The 15,767-nt window shown below is 67.8% G+C and carries 17 protein-coding genes; 8 read left to right on the forward strand and 9 right to left on the reverse strand.

All coding sequences use genetic code 11. The annotated features are described in order from the left end of the window. Window positions 1-2: 2 nt before the first annotated feature. The 4 genes from HH110_RS02730 to HH110_RS02745 all read right to left on the reverse strand — a co-directional run bounded on the left by HH110_RS02730 (window position 3) and on the right by HH110_RS02745 (window position 3,312). A complete protein-coding gene (locus tag HH110_RS02730; RefSeq protein ID WP_176988208.1) occupies window positions 3-770 on the reverse strand; it encodes an endonuclease/exonuclease/phosphatase family protein in 768 nt (255 codons plus the stop codon). 20 nt (window positions 771-790) lie between these two features. Next, window positions 791-1,618 (reverse strand): thiol:disulfide interchange protein DsbA/DsbL, encoded by an 828-nt coding sequence (locus HH110_RS02735; protein WP_176988209.1) that lies wholly within the window; start codon window positions 1,616-1,618, stop codon window positions 791-793. 122 nt (window positions 1,619-1,740) lie between these two features. Further along, complete coding sequence (locus HH110_RS02740) at window positions 1,741-2,385, reverse strand: thiol:disulfide interchange protein DsbA/DsbL (RefSeq protein WP_176988210.1); 645 nt, start codon at window positions 2,383-2,385, stop codon at window positions 1,741-1,743. A 129-nt stretch (window positions 2,386-2,514) separates the two neighbouring features. Then, window positions 2,515-3,312 (reverse strand): c-type cytochrome, encoded by a 798-nt coding sequence (locus tag HH110_RS02745; RefSeq protein ID WP_176988211.1) that lies wholly within the window; start codon window positions 3,310-3,312, stop codon window positions 2,515-2,517. Between the two features lie 155 nt (window positions 3,313-3,467). Here HH110_RS02745 and yihA point away from each other — a divergent pair, with 155 nt between their 5' ends. Further along, window positions 3,468-4,091 carry a ribosome biogenesis GTP-binding protein YihA/YsxC gene (gene yihA, locus HH110_RS02750; protein ID WP_176988212.1) on the forward strand — a complete coding sequence of 208 codons (624 nt, stop codon included), beginning with the start codon at window positions 3,468-3,470 and terminating at the stop codon, window positions 4,089-4,091. A gap of 153 nt (window positions 4,092-4,244) precedes the next feature. Here yihA and HH110_RS02755 read toward each other — a convergent pair whose 3' ends face one another. The 3 genes from HH110_RS02755 to HH110_RS02765 all read right to left on the reverse strand — a co-directional run bounded on the left by HH110_RS02755 (window position 4,245) and on the right by HH110_RS02765 (window position 6,854). Beyond that, complete coding sequence (locus HH110_RS02755) at window positions 4,245-5,222, reverse strand: MBL fold metallo-hydrolase (RefSeq protein ID WP_176988213.1); 978 nt, start codon at window positions 5,220-5,222, stop codon at window positions 4,245-4,247. Between the two features lie 96 nt (window positions 5,223-5,318). Next, complete coding sequence (locus HH110_RS02760) at window positions 5,319-6,152, reverse strand: helix-turn-helix domain-containing protein (protein WP_176988214.1); 834 nt, start codon at window positions 6,150-6,152, stop codon at window positions 5,319-5,321. A gap of 3 nt (window positions 6,153-6,155) precedes the next feature. Further along, window positions 6,156-6,854, reverse strand: coding sequence for a VIT family protein (locus HH110_RS02765; RefSeq protein ID WP_176988215.1), 699 nt, complete (start codon window positions 6,852-6,854; stop codon window positions 6,156-6,158). 164 nt (window positions 6,855-7,018) lie between these two features. Here HH110_RS02765 and HH110_RS02770 point away from each other — a divergent pair, with 164 nt between their 5' ends. Beyond that, window positions 7,019-8,383 carry a glutamate--cysteine ligase gene (locus tag HH110_RS02770; protein ID WP_176988216.1) on the forward strand — a complete coding sequence of 455 codons (1,365 nt, stop codon included), beginning with the start codon at window positions 7,019-7,021 and terminating at the stop codon, window positions 8,381-8,383. A 120-nt stretch (window positions 8,384-8,503) separates the two neighbouring features. Here the strand turns inward: HH110_RS02770 and HH110_RS02775 are convergent, their stop codons facing one another. Continuing rightward, a complete protein-coding gene (locus HH110_RS02775; RefSeq protein WP_176988217.1) occupies window positions 8,504-9,562 on the reverse strand; it encodes an NAD(P)-dependent alcohol dehydrogenase in 1,059 nt (352 codons plus the stop codon). A gap of 106 nt (window positions 9,563-9,668) precedes the next feature. Here HH110_RS02775 and HH110_RS02780 point away from each other — a divergent pair, with 106 nt between their 5' ends. The 6 genes from HH110_RS02780 (at window position 9,669) to HH110_RS02805 (ending at window position 15,193) form a co-directional block, all read left to right on the forward strand. Then, window positions 9,669-10,553: a LysR family transcriptional regulator gene (locus HH110_RS02780; protein ID WP_121039764.1), complete on the forward strand. Its 885-nt coding sequence runs from the start codon at window positions 9,669-9,671 to the stop codon at window positions 10,551-10,553. A 123-nt stretch (window positions 10,554-10,676) separates the two neighbouring features. Then, on the forward strand, window positions 10,677-11,063 hold the full coding sequence (locus HH110_RS02785; RefSeq protein WP_176988218.1) for a hypothetical protein: 387 nt from the start codon (window positions 10,677-10,679) through the stop codon (window positions 11,061-11,063). A gap of 199 nt (window positions 11,064-11,262) precedes the next feature. Then, a complete protein-coding gene (locus HH110_RS02790) occupies window positions 11,263-11,538 on the forward strand; it encodes a metal/formaldehyde-sensitive transcriptional repressor (protein WP_176988219.1) in 276 nt (91 codons plus the stop codon). Between the two features lie 55 nt (window positions 11,539-11,593). Continuing rightward, the gene (locus HH110_RS02795; protein WP_176988220.1) at window positions 11,594-12,703 is read left to right on the forward strand and encodes an S-(hydroxymethyl)glutathione dehydrogenase/class III alcohol dehydrogenase; all 1,110 of its coding nucleotides are present in this window, start codon (window positions 11,594-11,596) and stop codon (window positions 12,701-12,703) included. 48 nt (window positions 12,704-12,751) lie between these two features. After that, entirely contained in the window at window positions 12,752-13,582 is an 831-nt protein-coding gene (gene fghA, locus HH110_RS02800; protein WP_176988221.1) for an S-formylglutathione hydrolase, read from the forward strand. A 189-nt stretch (window positions 13,583-13,771) separates the two neighbouring features. Next, complete coding sequence (locus tag HH110_RS02805) at window positions 13,772-15,193, forward strand: diguanylate cyclase (protein WP_176988222.1); 1,422 nt, start codon at window positions 13,772-13,774, stop codon at window positions 15,191-15,193. Here HH110_RS02805 and HH110_RS02810 read toward each other — a convergent pair. Next, a complete protein-coding gene (locus HH110_RS02810) occupies window positions 15,136-15,633 on the reverse strand; it encodes a universal stress protein (protein ID WP_176988223.1) in 498 nt (165 codons plus the stop codon). The two genes, HH110_RS02805 and HH110_RS02810, sit on opposite strands and share 58 nt — an antisense overlap. Between the last annotated feature and the right edge of the window lie 134 nt (window positions 15,634-15,767).

Genomic DNA, 15,767 nt, shown 5'->3' on the forward strand with positions numbered 1-15,767 from the left:
GGTCAACGCAGCGCGCTGCTCGGCACGTCGATCGACATCGCCAGGGCGAGGTGATCGGAGAACGCGGCCGGCACCGCCTCGGCACTGCGTTGCTGCAGGCCGTTGCTGAGCAGGATGTGGTCGATCGCCCGATCCGGGCGCCAGCTTGGGAAGGTCGGCACCACGCAGTCCGGCGGCTGCAGCGTCGTCTTCTGGTACAGCACCTGCATTTCCGGACGTTCGGCCAGGCAGTTGAAATCGCCCATCAGCACCGCGTTGGGATGCTCGGAGAGCAGATCGGCGATGAAGGCCAACTGCGACATGCGCGAATTGGTCCCCAGCGACAGATGCGCCACCGCGACGGCCAGGCCCTGGCTGCCTTCACCGAACTTGGCCAGCAGCACGCCGCGCCCGCCGATCCGGCCGGGCAGGGCGTGGTCCTGGACCTCGACCGGCTCGAGCTTGCTGAGCAGGCCATTGGCGCTGGAGGCCACCCCGCCCATGCGGCGGTTGGGCTGGTGGCTCCAGTAATTGAAGCCGGCGCGCTCGGCCAGATAGTGGGTCTGGTTGGTGAAGCCCGAGCGCAGGCTGCCGGGGTCGGCCTCCTGCAGGCCGACGATGTCGTGCTCACGGGCCATCTGCGCGATGGCATCCAGGCTGGTCCGTTTGCGCCCGGCCGGCAGTGCGTGCGACCAGCTGCGGGTCACATAGTCACTGTAGCGGCGGGTGCTCGAACCGGCCTGGATGTTGGCCGTCAGCAGTCGCAGGGTCCGCGTGTGGGGGGAATTCACGACGGTTCGCGGGTGCTGGATCAGTTGGCCTTGCCGGCGCGTTCGCGCGCGATCAGGTGATCGGCGATGCGCAGCATGTCCGGGAAGCCCTTGCCCTTGACCAGGTACTTGCCGTTGACGATCACCGACGGCGTGCCGCTGATCTTGCTGCGCATGGCGAACTGCTTGGCCGAGTTGGTCTTGGCGTTGACGGCGAAGCTGCCCATCATCGCGGCGAACTGCTTCGGGTCGGCGCCGTGCTTGCCGTAGAAGTTGGCGATGTCTTCGACCGAATCACGGCCGCGCTCGCCCTTCAGGCTCTGCTCGGCGTGGATCGCGGCGTACATGGCTTCGTGGGTCTTTTCCTGCAGGCCCATCGCCTGCGCGGCGTAGAACGCACGGCCGTAGTCATCCCAGGTGCCGCCGAACATCGCCGGCACGTAGACGAAGTTGACGTCGCTCGGCAGGCCAGCCTTCCACGGCCCGATCAGCGGCTGGAACGCGGCGCAGGCCGGGCACACGTAACCGAAGATCTCGGCGACTTCGATCTTGCCGGTGGCCGGCTGGAACGGCTGGCCGTTTTCGATCACCACATAGTCGGTACCGGCAACCGGCTCCGGGCCGGTCGGGCGCGAGGAGGCCGGGGCCGGCGCCGGGGTGGTGGCTTCGGCAGCGGCGGTCTCGGCGGCGGCGGTTTCACCGCTGGCAGCCGGGGCCTGCTCGGTCGGCGTCGCCGTTTCGGTGGCCGGGGTGCTGCTCGGCGCGGCCGGTTCGGCCGGGGCGGTGGTGTTGGCGGTACCGTCCTGGGCCTTGCAGGCGGCCAGGATCGGCAGCAGGGCCATGAGCGTAATGGCGAAACGGGTCTTCATCGAAGCATCTCCAGCGGATGAGCATGTTGGGGCCGATGCTTGGAGCATCGGCCAGGGAAGCATGATGACACGCGGAAACGAGCGTCCCGCGTGCACGGTGCGTGATGGTTCAGCGAGCGCTGTCAGAGCGCCTTGCCGCTGCGCGCACGGGCGATCAGGGCATCTGCGTTGCGCAGCATGGCCTCGAACGAGTCGCCCTTGACCAGGTACACGCCATTGATGATCAGCGTCGGCGTGCCGGGCACCTTGGTGCGCAGGGCGAAGGCACGGGCAGCCTTCACCTTGGCGTCCACCGCATCGCTCTTGAGCGCGGCGATGTACTGCGGCGGGGCCACGCCGAAGCCCTGGTAGAACGCAGCCAGTTCATCCGGCGAGACGTTCTGCATCGGCAGCGAGCCCTTCTCATGCAGGGCGTCGAACATGGCGCGGTGGCTGCGCTTGGCGACGCCCAGCTGATCGGCAGCGTAGTAGGCGCGGGCGAACGAATCCCATACGCCACCGAAAGCGGCCGGCACCGGGGTGAAGCGGACATCCTTGGGCAGCTTGGCAGCCCAGGCTTCCAGCTGCGGCTCGAAGTGCGCGCAATGCGGGCAGGTGTAGCCGAACATCTCCACGACTTCGACCTTGCCGGCCAGCGGCGCGAACGGGCCGGCATCGGCGATGCGGTCGTAATCCTTGCCTTCCACCAGCGGGGTCGGGGTGGCGGCGAAGGTGCTCAACGGGCTCAGGGCCAGCAGCAACAACAACAGGCGGGGCATCAACGTCATCTACATCCATCTCCATACAGAAAAAACGACGCCGGCCCAGTCGCCGGCGTGGCAGTGAACATACCCCGCCAGCCACGGCGGTCGCATCTGTCATCCGACCAAGGGGATGCGCTGCGGTGCGGGCGGTGGTTACGGTGCCTGCGTGCCCCCGGCAACGGTGGCGGCAGCGGCGACATCATCGGCCCGGTTGTGCAGACCCTGCAGGTAGCTGGCCAGGGCCTGGATCTCCTGCTCGGTCAGCGACTTGGCGATTGTGGCCATGATCTGGAAGTGGGCCTTGTCGGTTTCCTGGGTGGTCCCGGCCTGGTACTCCTGCAGCCGACGGGCAACGTAGGCCGAGTGCTGGCCGCTGATGTGCGGGTAGGCCGGGCCCGGATTGCCGGCGCCGGTCGGGCCGTGACAGGCCATGCAGGCCGGGATGCCGCGCTCGGCATCGCCGCCGCGGTACAGCTGCTGGCCGATCTCGAAGAATTTCTTGCCGGCGTACGGGCCTTCGGTCACGGCGCCATCGTCGGCGATGCCGGCGGTGGCCTTCTGCGTGGCGAAGTAGGCGCCGATGTCGCGCATGTCCTGCGGGGTGAGGTCCTGCACGAACGGCACCATCGCCGCCGAGGCCCCGGAGGTGCGCTGGCCATTGGCGATCAGGGCCATCTGCTGGGCGCTGTAGCGCTCGCTCTGGCCGGCGATGCTCGGGTACATCTCCACGGTGGAGTTGCCATCGGCCGAATGGCAGGCCGCGCAGGCCGCGGCCTTGGTCTGCCCGGCCTTGGGGTCGCCCCAGGTGGTTTTGCTGAAATCGACCTCCAGCGAGGCGGTCTTGATCGGCCCGTTGTCCGGCAACGGGGTGATCGAGGTCTGGGCAACGGCAACGGCGGCGAGCAGCGAGACAGCAAGTGCGGAAACGGCAAGAACGCGAGCATGGCGCATGCGGAAGCTCCGTGTGGACCGGCCTGGCGGTTGCGGGACCGCAACCACGGGGATCGCCCGATTATCAACGCCGTTTCACGCCACGGTCAACGCAGGGTGCAGCAAAACCGAGCGCGGGCAGCGCGGATCGGGCCCGGACATGCGATCCTATACCCATGTCATTGCTCCTCGAACGCGCCCAATACCTGCTTTCGGCCCACAACACCCGGCAATTGCCGGACGACGTGGGCGCGGAAGTCGCCTTTGCCGGTCGCTCAAACGCCGGCAAGTCCAGTGCCCTCAACGCCCTGACCCGCCAGAACAGCCTGGCCCGGGTCTCCAAGACCCCCGGCCGCACCCAGCAGTTGGTGTTCTTCGAGGTTACCCCGGGGGCCAAGCTGGTCGATCTGCCCGGGTACGGCTACGCCAAGGTCCCGCTGGACCTGCAGGCGCACTGGCAGGCCTTCATCGACCAGTACTTCCGTACCCGCGAGGCCCTGCGTGGCCTGGTGGTGGTGATGGACATCCGTCACCCGCTGAAGGACTACGACCGCCAGATGCTCGCCTATGCGGTGCAGCGCGGCCTGCCGGCGCACGCGCTGCTGACCAAGGCCGACAAGCTCGGCCGCGGCCAGCAGGGCATCGCGCTGCAGAAGGTGCGCAAGGAGCTGCAGTCGTCCTTCGGCGATACCGTCAGCGTGCAGACCTTCTCCGGCCCCGCCCGCCAGGGCGTGGATGAAGCCCGTGGGATCATCGGCGGCTGGCTGGGCCTGAACAAGCCGGCGCCGGAAGCCACCTGACCCCCGGCGTTGCAGCGGTCCAATGGGCCGCATGGCGCCGGTAGTGCCGGCCGCTGGGCGGCTGCTCTTTCCATCAGATGTATCGGGTGCCGGCCAGCGGCCGGCACTACCGGAATGCGCCTGCCGCCCGTTGTAGGGCGCGGTCGTGTTCCCTCATTCCGCCGGCAACGGCGCGAATTCGCCCGGCACCCAGGCAAACGCCTCACCTTCGCGACGCACGTGCCCCAGCCCCGGGAACGGCAGGTGCGCGCCCGCCACCCACCAGCCCTGATCCGCCGCCTGCGCCATCATCCGGCGCCGGCTCGCGATCGCGGCCGCGCGGTCGCTGTCCGCTTCAAACGACGCCTGCGGCTGCGCGAACTGCACCGCGTGGAAATGCACGAGGTCGCCCCAGACCAGCAGTTGCTGGCCGGCGCCGCCATCGATGCGATAGGACACATGGCCGACCGTATGCCCATGGCTGTCCAGTGCGGTGATGCCGGCCGGCAAGTGGTCGCCAGGCGGAAAGCGCTTCAGTTTCCCGCTCGCCGCATACGGTGCCACTGCCTTGCGCGCCAACGCGAAGGCAAAGCGCACGCCCTGCGGCGCGGTCGCTTCGCTGGCCGGGTCGAGCCAATACGCGGCATCGGCGGCCGACAGCCACACCGTGGCATTCGGGTAGGCGAGCCTGTCCTGCGCATCGAGCAGGCCACACAGGTGGTCGGGGTGGGCGTGGGTGAGCACGACATCATCCACCTCGGCCGGGTCGTAGCCGGCCTTGCGCAGGTTGCCCAGCACCTGGCCCAGCCCGGGACCGAAGCACTGCGCGGTGCCGGTGTCGACCAGGGTCAGGTGATCGCCCTGCTGCACCAGGTAGGCGTTGACGGCGGTCTGCAGGCCCTTGCCATCCTCCGGCACGTAGCGGTGATCGAGCAGCCGGGTGACCGCGCCGGGCGCGATCCCGACCAGCGCCTGCCGACCCAGGGCGACGGTGCCATCGAACAACGCCGTGACCTGCAGCGTGCCGATCTGCTGGTGATACACGCCTGGCACCTGCTCGCGCGGGGCGCGCGTGGTGGTGGCCAGTGCGGGGCTGGCGACAGCGGCCAGCAGCAGGGCCGTGGCGAGCGTACGAACGCGGGGGAAGGACATGACGGATTCCGTACAGGGCGGCAGCGCCGCGGTGTCCCCATGCTGCGCGTCCTGCGGGCTGCGTTCCGCTCAGAATGCCGCGCGATCCGCTCGCGCTCAGCTGTTGCCGATCGCCGCCGGTTCCAACCCGTAGCGCTCGACGAAGCGCTTGCTGAAGCTGCCCAGCGAGCGGTAGCCGACGCGCGCGGCCACCGTCTTCAACGGCAGGCGGGTGGTGTAGAGCAGGCCCATGGCATGCGCCAGCCGTGCATCGGTGATCAGTTCGCGCACGCTGGACTGCTCGCTGGCCAGCCGCCGGCGCAGCGTCGCACCGCTGAGGCCGAGCTGAGCTTCGAAATCGCGCGACTGCCAGTCGCGCTCGGGCTGGGCGGCGATCAGATCGCGGATGCGCTCACCCAGGCTGGGCTCCGGGGGAACCAGCAGGCTGCCGTGCCCGCGCCGGCAGAACGCCACGGCAAGCGATGCCAGGGCCAGCCGTGCTTCGGTGTACTGGCCGTGTTCCAGCGCCTGCCGCCACTGCAGGAGGGTCGCGCCATGCTCGGCGAGCGGCAGCCTGGCCAGCGCGTCGCCGGCCTCGGGCAGCGGCTCGTTCCACAGCGCCCGCGCGGCCGTGAGCGCTTCGGCGCACATCGGCACGATCGCACTGAGGTAGAGGCCGCTGTGCGGATCGGGAATGTTGACCACATCGATGCGGCAGCGGCGGGTGATCAGGAACAGATCGCCCGGCGCGAATTCCAGGGACTGCTGCGCGGTGCGCACCTGTTTGCGTCCCTGCAGCAGGATCGCGAACTGCGGCTGTGGAATCTCCACCGACGAGGCGCCATGCTCGCGGCGCGCGGTGATGCAGGCGTAGCCGTCCGCGCGCTGGCAGTCCGCCAGGCTGGCCAGGGTCGCCAGCAGGGAGGTGGTTGGATCGATCGCCATGGACATCGCTCAGCCTGCCACGTCAAAGAGGCGGCCGACCAAGGCGGCCGCCGCCATTGCGATCGCGCCCCAGAAGGTCACGCGCAGCGCTCCACGCAGGCGCGAGGCGCCACCGGCATGCGCGGCCAGGGTGCCGGTGAGGCACAGTCCCAGCAGCGTGACGACGGTGGTCGCCTGGCCGACGATGGCATGCGGGGCGAGCAGCGCGGTCAGCACCGGCAATGCCGCACCACTGACGAATGCGCCCGCCGAGGCCAGGGCCGCCTGCATCGGGCGCGCGCGCAGCTCCTCGGTGATGCCGAGCTCATCGCGGGCGTGCGCGCCGAGCGCGTCGTGCGCGGTGAGCTGTGTAGCGACTTCATGCGCCAGTGCGGGAGTCAGCCCGCGGTGCCGGTAGATCGCCGCCAACTCCTCCAGCTCGCTGTGCGGGTCTTCGTGCAGTTCGCGCTTTTCCACCGCCAGGTCGGCCAGCTCGGTATCGGCCTGGGACTGCACCGAGACATACTCACCGGCCGCCATCGACATCGCGCCGGCCACGGTCCCGGCGATGCCGGTGGCCAGAATCGTCGAGGCCGAGGCGCCGCTGGCGGCGATACCGACCACCAGGCCGGCCACCGAGACGATGCCGTCATTGGCGCCGAGCACGGCGGCACGCAGCCAGCCGACACGGTCGGAGCGGTGGACTTCCGGATGTCGGGATCTGCTCATGGGGCTCAGTTTAGGGCCAGGGCAGCGTCAAGCCCATGCCAGTAGGATGCTGAAAACCGTCACGGTGACACGACGGCAGGGGACGCCACGATATAGTGCGCCCTTGCGATGCGGGGGCGCGAACCCCACATCCCCGCCCTGACCAGAATTCTGCGAGCCTCCCCTTGTCGAGCCCCAGCCACGTCGCCGAGACGCCGATCACCGACCGTAATGAACTGGTCGCCACGTTGGCCTCCGGCGAAAAGCCCAAGGCGCAGTGGCGCATCGGCACCGAGCACGAGAAGTTCGGCTTCCGCCTGGATGACCTGCGCCCGCCCACCTTCGACGGCGACCGCGGCATCGAAGCGCTGCTCAACGGCCTGACCCGCTTCGGCTGGGATCCGGTGCAGGAAGACGGCCGCACCATCGCGCTGCTGCGCGACAACGCCTCGGTGACCCTGGAACCGGCCGGCCAGCTGGAGTTGTCCGGCGCGGCGGTGGAAACCATCCACCAGACCTGCGTGGAAACCGGCACCCATCTCAACGAGGTGGCGCAGGTCGCCGGCGAACTGCAGCTCGGCTTCCTCGGCATGGGCTTCCAGCCGAAGTGGACGCGCGATGAGATGCCGTGGATGCCCAAGGGCCGCTACAAGATCATGCGCGAATACATGCCCAAGGTCGGTACGCTCGGCCTGGACATGATGACCCGCACCTGCACGGTGCAGGTCAACCTGGACTACGCCACCGAAGCGGACATGGTGAAGAAGTTCCGCGTGTCGCTGGCGCTGCAGCCGATCGCCACCGCGCTGTTCGCCGATTCGCCGTTCACCGAGGGCAAGCCCAACGGCTACCAGAGCTACCGCTCGCACATCTGGACCGACACCGACAACGACCGCACCGGCATGCTCGACTTCGTCTTCGAAGACGGCTTCGGTTACGAGCGTTACGTCGATTACCTGCTCGACGTGCCGATGTACTTCTCCTACCGCGACGGCAAGTACCACGATGCCAGCGGCCAGAGCTTCCGCGATTTCATGGTCGGCAAGCTGCCGGTGCTGCCGGGCCAGCTCCCCACGCTGCGCGACTGGTCCGATCACATGACCACTGCCTTCCCGGAAGTGCGCTTGAAAAAGTACCTGGAAATGCGCGGCGCCGATGCGGGCCCGTGGAGCCGTCTGTGCGCGCTGCCGGCATTCTGGGTGGGCCTGCTGTATGACGATGCCGCGCTCGATGCCGCGTGGGACCTGGTCCGCGATTTCAGCCTGGTCGAGCGCAACGTTCTGCGTGATGGCGTGCCGCGCCATGGGCTGAAGCTGCCGTTCCGCAATGGCACGGTGCTCGATCTGTCGCGCGAGGCACTGAAGATCGCCGTGGCCGGCCTCAAGCGCCGCGCCGCACGCAACGCCGATGGCCAGGATGAAAGCAAGTTCCTGGAGGTGCTGCAGGAGATCGTCGATTCCGGGTTGACCCCGGCCGATCGCAAGCTGGCGCTGTTCCATGGCGAATGGAACGGCAACATCGATCCGGTGTTCAAGGAATTCGCGTACTGAGCGGTTGATTCGGGGTGACAACCAACGGTTGTCACCTACCGCGATCGGTAGATGCCGACCGTTGGTCGGCATGCGCTTCAAAACGCGCCGGCAGGTGACGTGCCGGCCGGCGCGCGTGTATCAGGCCGCTTTTTCCAGCGTGCCCATGTCGATCACGAAGCGGTAGCGCACATCGTTCTTCGCCATGCGCTCCCAGGCCTCGTTGACGGTCTTGATGTCGATCACTTCCACATCGCTGACGATGTTGTGCTCGGCACAGAAGTCCATCATTTCCTGCGTCTCGGCCATGCCGCCGATCGCCGAGCCGGTGATGTGCTTGCGGCCGAAGATCACGCTCACGCCGGTCGGCGGCGGATCCAGCTCGGTCAGCACGCCGACCAGGCACATGGTCGCATCGCGCTTGAGCAACGCCATGTACGGGTTGGTGTCGTGCCCGACCGGGATCGTGTTGAGCAGGAAATCGAAGCTGCCGGCATGCGCCTTCATCTGCGCCGGATCGCGCGAGACCAGCACCTCGTCGGCCCCCAGGCGCTTGGCATCGGCACCCTTTTCCGGGGTGGTGGTGATCATCACCACGGTGGCGCCCATCGCCTTGGCGAACTTCACGCCCATGTGGCCCAGGCCACCCAGGCCGATCACGCCCACCTTCTGGCCGGGGCCGACCTTCCAGTGGCGCAGCGGCGAATAGGTGGTGATGCCGGCGCACAGCAGCGGTGCAGCGGCCTTCAAGTCCAGCGTCTCGGATACCTTCACCACGAAGCGCTGTTCGACCACGATGTGGTCGGAGTAACCACCGAAGGTCGGCTGGCCGCTGTCACGCTCGGTGCTGTTGTAGGTGTAGGTCGCGCCCTTCTCGCAGTACTGCTCCAGGTCTTCATCGCAGGCCGCGCAGTGGCGGCACGAATCGACCATGCAGCCGACGCCGGCGAAGTCGCCGACCTTGAAGCGGGTGACATTGGCACCGACCTCGGTCACGCGGCCGATGATCTCGTGGCCGGGCACCATCGGGAACTGGGCGCCGCCCCAGTCGTCGCGGGCCTGATGCAGATCGGAGTGGCAGATGCCACTGAAGAGAATCTCGATGCGCACGTCATCGGGACCGGCCGGGCGACGTTCGAAGGAGAACGGCACCAGCGGCGCGGTCTGGTCGTGCACCGCATAACCATGGGCGAGGGACATGGGGAATCCTTGGCAGGTTTGTAGAAAGGCGCTTTACAATACGCCCCGATCCCGTGCACAGAAAGTCAGGATATCGGCATGATTCATCAAGTGAAACGGGATAATCATGGCCACTGACAACCTGACCCATCTGGCCGCCTTCGCCGCCGTGGCCCGCCACCGCAGCTTCCGCAAGGCCGGCGCCGAGCTGGCGCTGTCCACCTCGGCGGTCAGCTACGCGATCCGCGCGCTGGAAGAGCGGCTGGGCGTGGGCCTGTTCCATCGCACCACCCGCAGCGTCGCCCTCACCGAAGCCGGCCAGCGCCTGCTCGAACGCCTGCAGCCTGCGCTGGGGCAGGTGCATGACGCGCTGGAGGAGATGAACCATTTCCGTGCCGCACCGGCCGGCCTGCTGCGCATCAACGCCACCCGCGCCGCGGTCCAGACCCAGCTCGGCCCACGCCTGGCGAAGTTCCTGCTGGCCCATCCGGATGTGCGTCTGGAGCTGGCCCAGGATGACGGTCTGGTCGATATCGTCGCCGGCGGTTACGACGCCGGTGTGCGCCTGCATGAATCGGTACCCGAAGACATGGTCGCCGTGCCGCTCGGGCCGGCACTGCGCGGCTTGATCGTCGGTGCGCCGGCCTACCTTGAAGGACGCGAGATACCCCGGCATCCGCGCGATCTGATCCGCCACGAGTGCGTGCGGTTCCGCTTCGCCAGCGGCCATCTGTACAAGTGGCAGTTCGAACGCGATGGCCAGGCGCTGGAAATCGATGTGCCGGGGCGACTCACCCTCGGCGACCAGAACACCATCCTGCAGGCGGTGGTGGACGGACTTGGCCTCGCCTATGTGCTTGAGGATTCCGCGCGTCCGTATCTGGATGATGGTCGGCTGGTTGCGGTACTGGAAGACTGGAGTGAGCCTTTTGCCGGTTTCGCGGTGTATTACCCGCGACAGCGGCAGATGTCGTCCGCGCTGCGGGCGTTCATCGATCTGCTGCGGGGGTAACACCGGCGGGAGAGGCCTGCACTGGTGGCGCGCGTCCCCGTTGGGTAGGCTGGTTCCGCGAGCGGAGGCCTCGTGGGCGCCCCGCAGCGATCACATCGCGGTATGACCAGAAGGAGATGGCACATGGAAGGGATGCACAATCGGAAGCTGTTCGACCTGCTTGTTTCCTGGGTGCTGGCGTATTTCGTCATCATCGGCGCACTGCTCCTGGTCTGCGTGGCGGTCACTATCGCCATGATGATCGGCGCCAGTTGGACGGTCACCGTGGCGGCCGCTCTGTTGGCGGCGGCGCCCGCCGTTGCGTTGCCGTTCTCCGCGCGTGCCGCCAAGTGGTTGCTGCTGCTGCCCTACTGCGGCCTGGCCGCCGCCTTTGTGTGGCTGGCGTTCTGGCCGCAGCCCGGCGCAGCGTCGGCGCCGCTGGTCAAGGGTGTGGTCGTGGCGTTCGCCGCCCTGCTGGTGGTCCGGTTGTGCCTGGCCTGGCGAAACGACCGAAAGGCCCGGCAGCACTGAGGAAGGCGGCGTTCTGACGCATTCCGCTGCACTGCACGGGATGCCATGCACCCTTCGTCGAATCACCGCGATCACGGGAATCACGGGTAGATCCACGCCATGCGTGGATGCTTCCGTGCCCGGGGGGCAGCCTGTCAATGACCCGGATTCCGTCGGTCCTGTATACTCACCCCCAGTATAGTTAACCGGCCCAGGTTCCATGCCCCATTCACCGCAGGAAAAAAAGCGCGTTCTCGCCCGGGTCCGTCGGATCCGTGGCCAGTGCGATGCGCTCGACCGCGCGCTGGACGCCGGCGCCGAGTGCGGGCCGGTGCTGCAGCAGATCGCCGCGATCCGCGGTGCCGTCAACGGACTGATGTCCGAGGTGATGGAAGCCCATCTGCGCGAAGAGTTCGGGCAGCCGGCGAAATCCGATGCGCAGCGCGACGAGCGCGTGCGCGAGATGAGCATGCTGATCCGGTCCTATCTGAAATAAGTATGCGGGCGACCGCGTGCTGCCCATCCTTGTTCCTTGCCTTGGAGTGCTCCCCATGAAATCCCGTGCCGCCGTTGCCTTCGCCGCTGGCGAACCGCTCAAGATCGTCGAGATCGATGTCGCTCCGCCGCAGAAAGGCGAAGTGCTGGTAAAAATCACCCACACCGGTGTCTGCCACACCGACGCGTTCACGCTGTCCGGCGATGATCCGGAAGGCCTGTTCCCGGCCGTGCTCGGCCACGAAGGCGCCGGCATCGTGGTCGAAGTGGGCGAGGGCGTCACCAGCGTCAAGCCGGGCGATCATGTGATCCCGCTGTACACCGCCGAGTGCGGCGAGTGCCTGTTCTGTACCTCGGGCAAGACCAACCTGTGCGTGGCCGTGCGTGCCACCCAGGGCAAGGGCGTGATGCCCGATGGCACCACCCGCTTCAGCTACAACGGCGAGCCGATCTACCACTACATGGGCTGCTCGACCTTCAGCGAGTACACCGTGGTGGCCGAAGTCTCGCTGGCCAAGATCAACCCCGACGCCAACCCGGAGCACGTGTGCCTGCTCGGCTGCGGCGTCACCACCGGCATCGGCGCAGTGCACAACACCGCCAAGGTGCAGGAGGGCGATTCGGTGGCGGTGTTCGGCCTCGGTGGCATCGGTCTGGCGGTGATCCAGGGCGCGCGCCAGGCCAAGGCCGGCCGCATCTTCGCGATCGACACCAACCCGTCCAAGTTCGAACTGGCCAAGCAGTTCGGCGCGACCGACTGCGTCAACCCGAAGGATCATGACAAGCCGATCCAGCAGGTCATCGTCGAGATGACCACCTGGGGCGTGGACCATACCTTCGAGTGCATCGGCAACGTCAACGTGATGCGTGCGGCGCTGGAATGCGCGCACCGTGGCTGGGGCCAATCGGTGGTGATCGGCGTGGCCGGCTCGGGCCAGGAAATCTCGACCCGTCCGTTCCAGCTGGTCACCGGCCGCTCGTGGAAGGGCACCGCCTTCGGTGGCGTCAAGGGCCGCAGCCAGCTGCCGGGAATGGTCGAAGATGCCATGAAGGGCGACATCGAACTGGCCCCGTTCGTGACCCACACGATGGGCCTGGATGAGATCAACGACGCGTTCGACCTGATGCATGAAGGCAAGTCGATCCGCTCGGTCGTGCATTTCTGAATCACTGAGGGCGGCGCGTGATCCGCGCCGCCCCTACGGAGAATCACCATGGAACGCATCGAACACCGCGCCGCCTCCGGCGGTTGGCAGGACGTCTACCGCCACACCTCGCAGGTGCTGGGCTGCGACATGAACGTCGCCGTCTACCTGCCGCCGCAGGCCGCCACGCAGAAGCTGCCGGTGCTGTACTGGCTCAGCGGGCTGACCTGCAACGAGCAGAACTTCATCACCAAGGCGGGTGCGCAGCGCTACGCCGCCGAGCATGGCGTGATCCTGGTCGCGCCGGATACCAGCCCGCGCGGCGATGACGTCGCCGATGCCGAGGGCTATGACCTGGGCAAGGGCGCCGGCTTCTATCTCAACGCCACCGAGCAGCCGTGGGCCGCGCACTACCGCATGTACGACTATGTGGCGGAGGAACTGCCGGCATGGATCGAGGCGCATTTCCCGACGACGGGCACGCGCAGCATCAGTGGTCACTCGATGGGCGGCCATGGGGCACTGGTGATCGCGTTGAAGAATCCCGGTCGCTACAGGAGCGTCTCGGCGTTCTCGCCGATCGTCGCGCCGACCCGCGTGCCGTGGGGCCAAAAGGCCTTTGCCGCGTACCTCGGCGAGGATCGCGCCCGCTGGGCGGCGTGGGATGCCAGCGAGCTGGTCGCCACGGCCACCGAGCGCCTGCCGTTGCTGGTCGACCAGGGCGGTGGCGATGAATTCCTGGACAGCCAGCTGCAGCCGCATTGGCTGCAGGCCGCCTGCACCGCCGCCGGTCACCCGCTGACGCTGCGCCTGCAGCCCGGTTACGACCACAGCTATTACTTCATCAGCAGCTTCATCGGCGAGCACATCGCGCATCACGCCAAGGCGTTGCACGCCTGACGCGCCACCGCCCACCCTTCCGCCGGGCAGTCGCCTTGCGGTGGGGAGCGCAGGGGCCGTGCCCGCCGTTGCCGGCATCCCGGTTGCGCGCGGGCCTCGCTCCGCGGTGTCAACGCGGGATGAATTGATCCCCATGTGCCGGGCAACCTTGTATGTTGGTCGCAACGCCGCATCGGGATGGGACGCCGCATGGTGGTCTGGCTGTCGGTGCTGTACCTGCTGTGCCACGGCATCGCACTGGTGCTGCTGCCCGGGCATGCGCTGCCGGTGTCCTATGCGTTCCTGATCGGGGCACCCCTGCTGGCCGCGCTGGCCTGTGTGTGGCGGGGCCGTCGCAGCGCATCGATCGTCGGCTGGTACGCGATGGCGCTGGGCATGGGGCTCTGGGCCGCGGGCATGGCGTTGAACATGTACCAGGAGGTCGGCCGCGGCAACGCCGATGCGACGCCGGGGCTGAGCATGCTGCTGTACGTGCTGTATGGCGTGCCGCTCACCTTCGCGATGGCCCATCCGCGCCACGAGCCGTGGTATCTCAGCCTGATCGATGCGCTGCTCGCACTGCTGCTCGGCTATCTGTTCTTCGTCTACACGTTCTCCTTCGCCACGCTCAACGATGCGGGCGAGGAGGGCATCGAGCACCTGCGGCTGATGTTCGACGTGGAGAACATCTTCATCGCCGGCTTCGCGCTGCTGCGCTGGCGGGCCAGCGAGGACGCGTCGCGGCGCGTGTTCTTCCGCACACTGTGCGTGTTCGCCTGGGTGTACCTGGGCGTGGCCGCGTACATCAACCATGTCGACACGGAAGGCAGCTACGGCGGGCGGGTCGATCTGCTGATCGACGTACCGTTCCTGTTGCTGGCGGTGATGGCGTTGCGACCTTCGCGACGCGGCGACGTGCGCGTACCGCGCACACTGGTGATGGCCGTGCGTGCCGGCAGCCCGCTGATCCTGGCGTTGTCGCTGATGGTGGTGTCGGCCCTGATGGTCCGCGACCATCCGTACCTGGCCGTGGCGGGGTTCGTGCTGGCCACGCTGGGCTCGGGCCTGCGCAGCGTGCTGATGCAGATGCATTCGTTCGCGCGCCAGGACCAGCTCGATGCGCTGTCGCGGATCGACAGCCTCACCGGCCTGGCCAACCGCCGGCAGTTCGACCAGAGCCTGCGTGATGCGTGGGAGCGGGCACGACGCAGCGGGCAGGGCATCGCATTGCTGATGGTGGATATCGACTGCTTCAAGGACTTCAATGACCGGTACGGTCACCCGGCCGGTGACCAGTGCCTGCGCCTGGTCGCCGCGACGCTGGCCGGCTGCGCGGTGCGCAGCACCGATCTGGTCGCCCGGTATGGTGGTGAGGAGTTCGCGGTGGTGGTGGCGTCGTCGCCACTGGACGGCGCGCCGGCCCTCGCCGAGCGCATGCGCCATGCGGTGGAACAGCTGCAGTTGCCGTCCGCCGAGTCGGGACGGCCGGTGACGATCAGCATCGGCGTCGGGACCGTGCGCCTCGTGCTGGACGCCGACCCGGCCGAACTGCTGGCAGCGGCGGACACGGCGCTCTACTCCGCCAAGCGGGGCGGGCGCAATCGGGTGGACGTGGACGGCGAACCGGGCTGAGTGGGGTCGCGCACTTCCACCAGCACCGGGCAGGGCGCGTGATCCACCGTCCATTGCCCGACCGAGCGGTCCAGCAGGCGCTCCATGCGCGAAAGATGGCGGTGGCCGATCACGATCAGGTCGCAGCCGTGCTGGCGGGCGTGATCGCAGATCACCTTCGCCGGCTCGCCGGCGGGGTGGTGGCCGATGCCGTCGATGCCGCGTTCGCGCAGGCGGTCCAGCGCGGTGGCGAGCAGGCGCTCGGCCTGATGGACCTGGTCATCGGCGGCCGGGTATTCGGCATGTTCGGCACGCGGTGCGTCGTCGGCCAGCGCGAACGCGGGATCCAGCACGCACAGCAGGTGCAGCCGGGAGGCGGGGCCGGCCAGCGACGCGGCCAGGTCCAGGACCTGCGCATGCTGCGGCCCGCCATCCAGAGCCACGAGTATCTTGGTGAACATCGGCATTCTCGATCGAGGGGGCATCAGGGTCGCCCAAGGTCCGCCCCCGACCCATGCCGCACGCCGCAGCTGAGGCGTGCGTCATGCGCACGAATGGCGCGTTTGGATTGCAGTAAAGTCACCGGCACACGTTG

It is taken from the genome of Stenotrophomonas sp. SAM-B, assembly GCF_013387485.1.
Lineage (GTDB): Bacteria > Pseudomonadota > Gammaproteobacteria > Xanthomonadales > Xanthomonadaceae > Stenotrophomonas > Stenotrophomonas maltophilia_AA.

Excerpts from the sequence above, each read along its gene's own strand:
- HH110_RS02790 (WP_176988219.1), top strand. The coding sequence starts at position 11,263 with ATGCCCCATTCACCGCAGGAAAAAAAGCGCGTTCTCGCCCGGGTCCGT.
- HH110_RS02780 (WP_121039764.1), top strand. The coding sequence starts at position 9,669 with ATGGCCACTGACAACCTGACCCATCTGGCCGCCTTCGCCGCCGTGGCC.
- HH110_RS02760 (WP_176988214.1), bottom strand. The coding sequence starts at position 6,152 with ATGTCCATGGCGATCGATCCAACCACCTCCCTGCTGGCGACCCTGGCC.
- HH110_RS02765 (WP_176988215.1), bottom strand. The coding sequence starts at position 6,854 with ATGAGCAGATCCCGACATCCGGAAGTCCACCGCTCCGACCGTGTCGGC.
- HH110_RS02740 (WP_176988210.1), bottom strand. The coding sequence starts at position 2,385 with ATGACGTTGATGCCCCGCCTGTTGTTGTTGCTGCTGGCCCTGAGCCCG.
- HH110_RS02755 (WP_176988213.1), bottom strand. The coding sequence starts at position 5,222 with ATGTCCTTCCCCCGCGTTCGTACGCTCGCCACGGCCCTGCTGCTGGCC.
- fghA (WP_176988221.1), top strand. The coding sequence starts at position 12,752 with ATGGAACGCATCGAACACCGCGCCGCCTCCGGCGGTTGGCAGGACGTC.
- HH110_RS02745 (WP_176988211.1), bottom strand. The coding sequence starts at position 3,312 with ATGCGCCATGCTCGCGTTCTTGCCGTTTCCGCACTTGCTGTCTCGCTG.
- HH110_RS02810 (WP_176988223.1), bottom strand. The coding sequence starts at position 15,633 with ATGTTCACCAAGATACTCGTGGCTCTGGATGGCGGGCCGCAGCATGCG.
- yihA (WP_176988212.1), top strand. The coding sequence starts at position 3,468 with ATGTCATTGCTCCTCGAACGCGCCCAATACCTGCTTTCGGCCCACAAC.
- HH110_RS02805 (WP_176988222.1), top strand. The coding sequence starts at position 13,772 with ATGGTGGTCTGGCTGTCGGTGCTGTACCTGCTGTGCCACGGCATCGCA.
- HH110_RS02735 (WP_176988209.1), bottom strand. The coding sequence starts at position 1,618 with ATGAAGACCCGTTTCGCCATTACGCTCATGGCCCTGCTGCCGATCCTG.
- HH110_RS02785 (WP_176988218.1), top strand. The coding sequence starts at position 10,677 with ATGGAAGGGATGCACAATCGGAAGCTGTTCGACCTGCTTGTTTCCTGG.
- HH110_RS02775 (WP_176988217.1), bottom strand. The coding sequence starts at position 9,562 with ATGTCCCTCGCCCATGGTTATGCGGTGCACGACCAGACCGCGCCGCTG.
- HH110_RS02795 (WP_176988220.1), top strand. The coding sequence starts at position 11,594 with ATGAAATCCCGTGCCGCCGTTGCCTTCGCCGCTGGCGAACCGCTCAAG.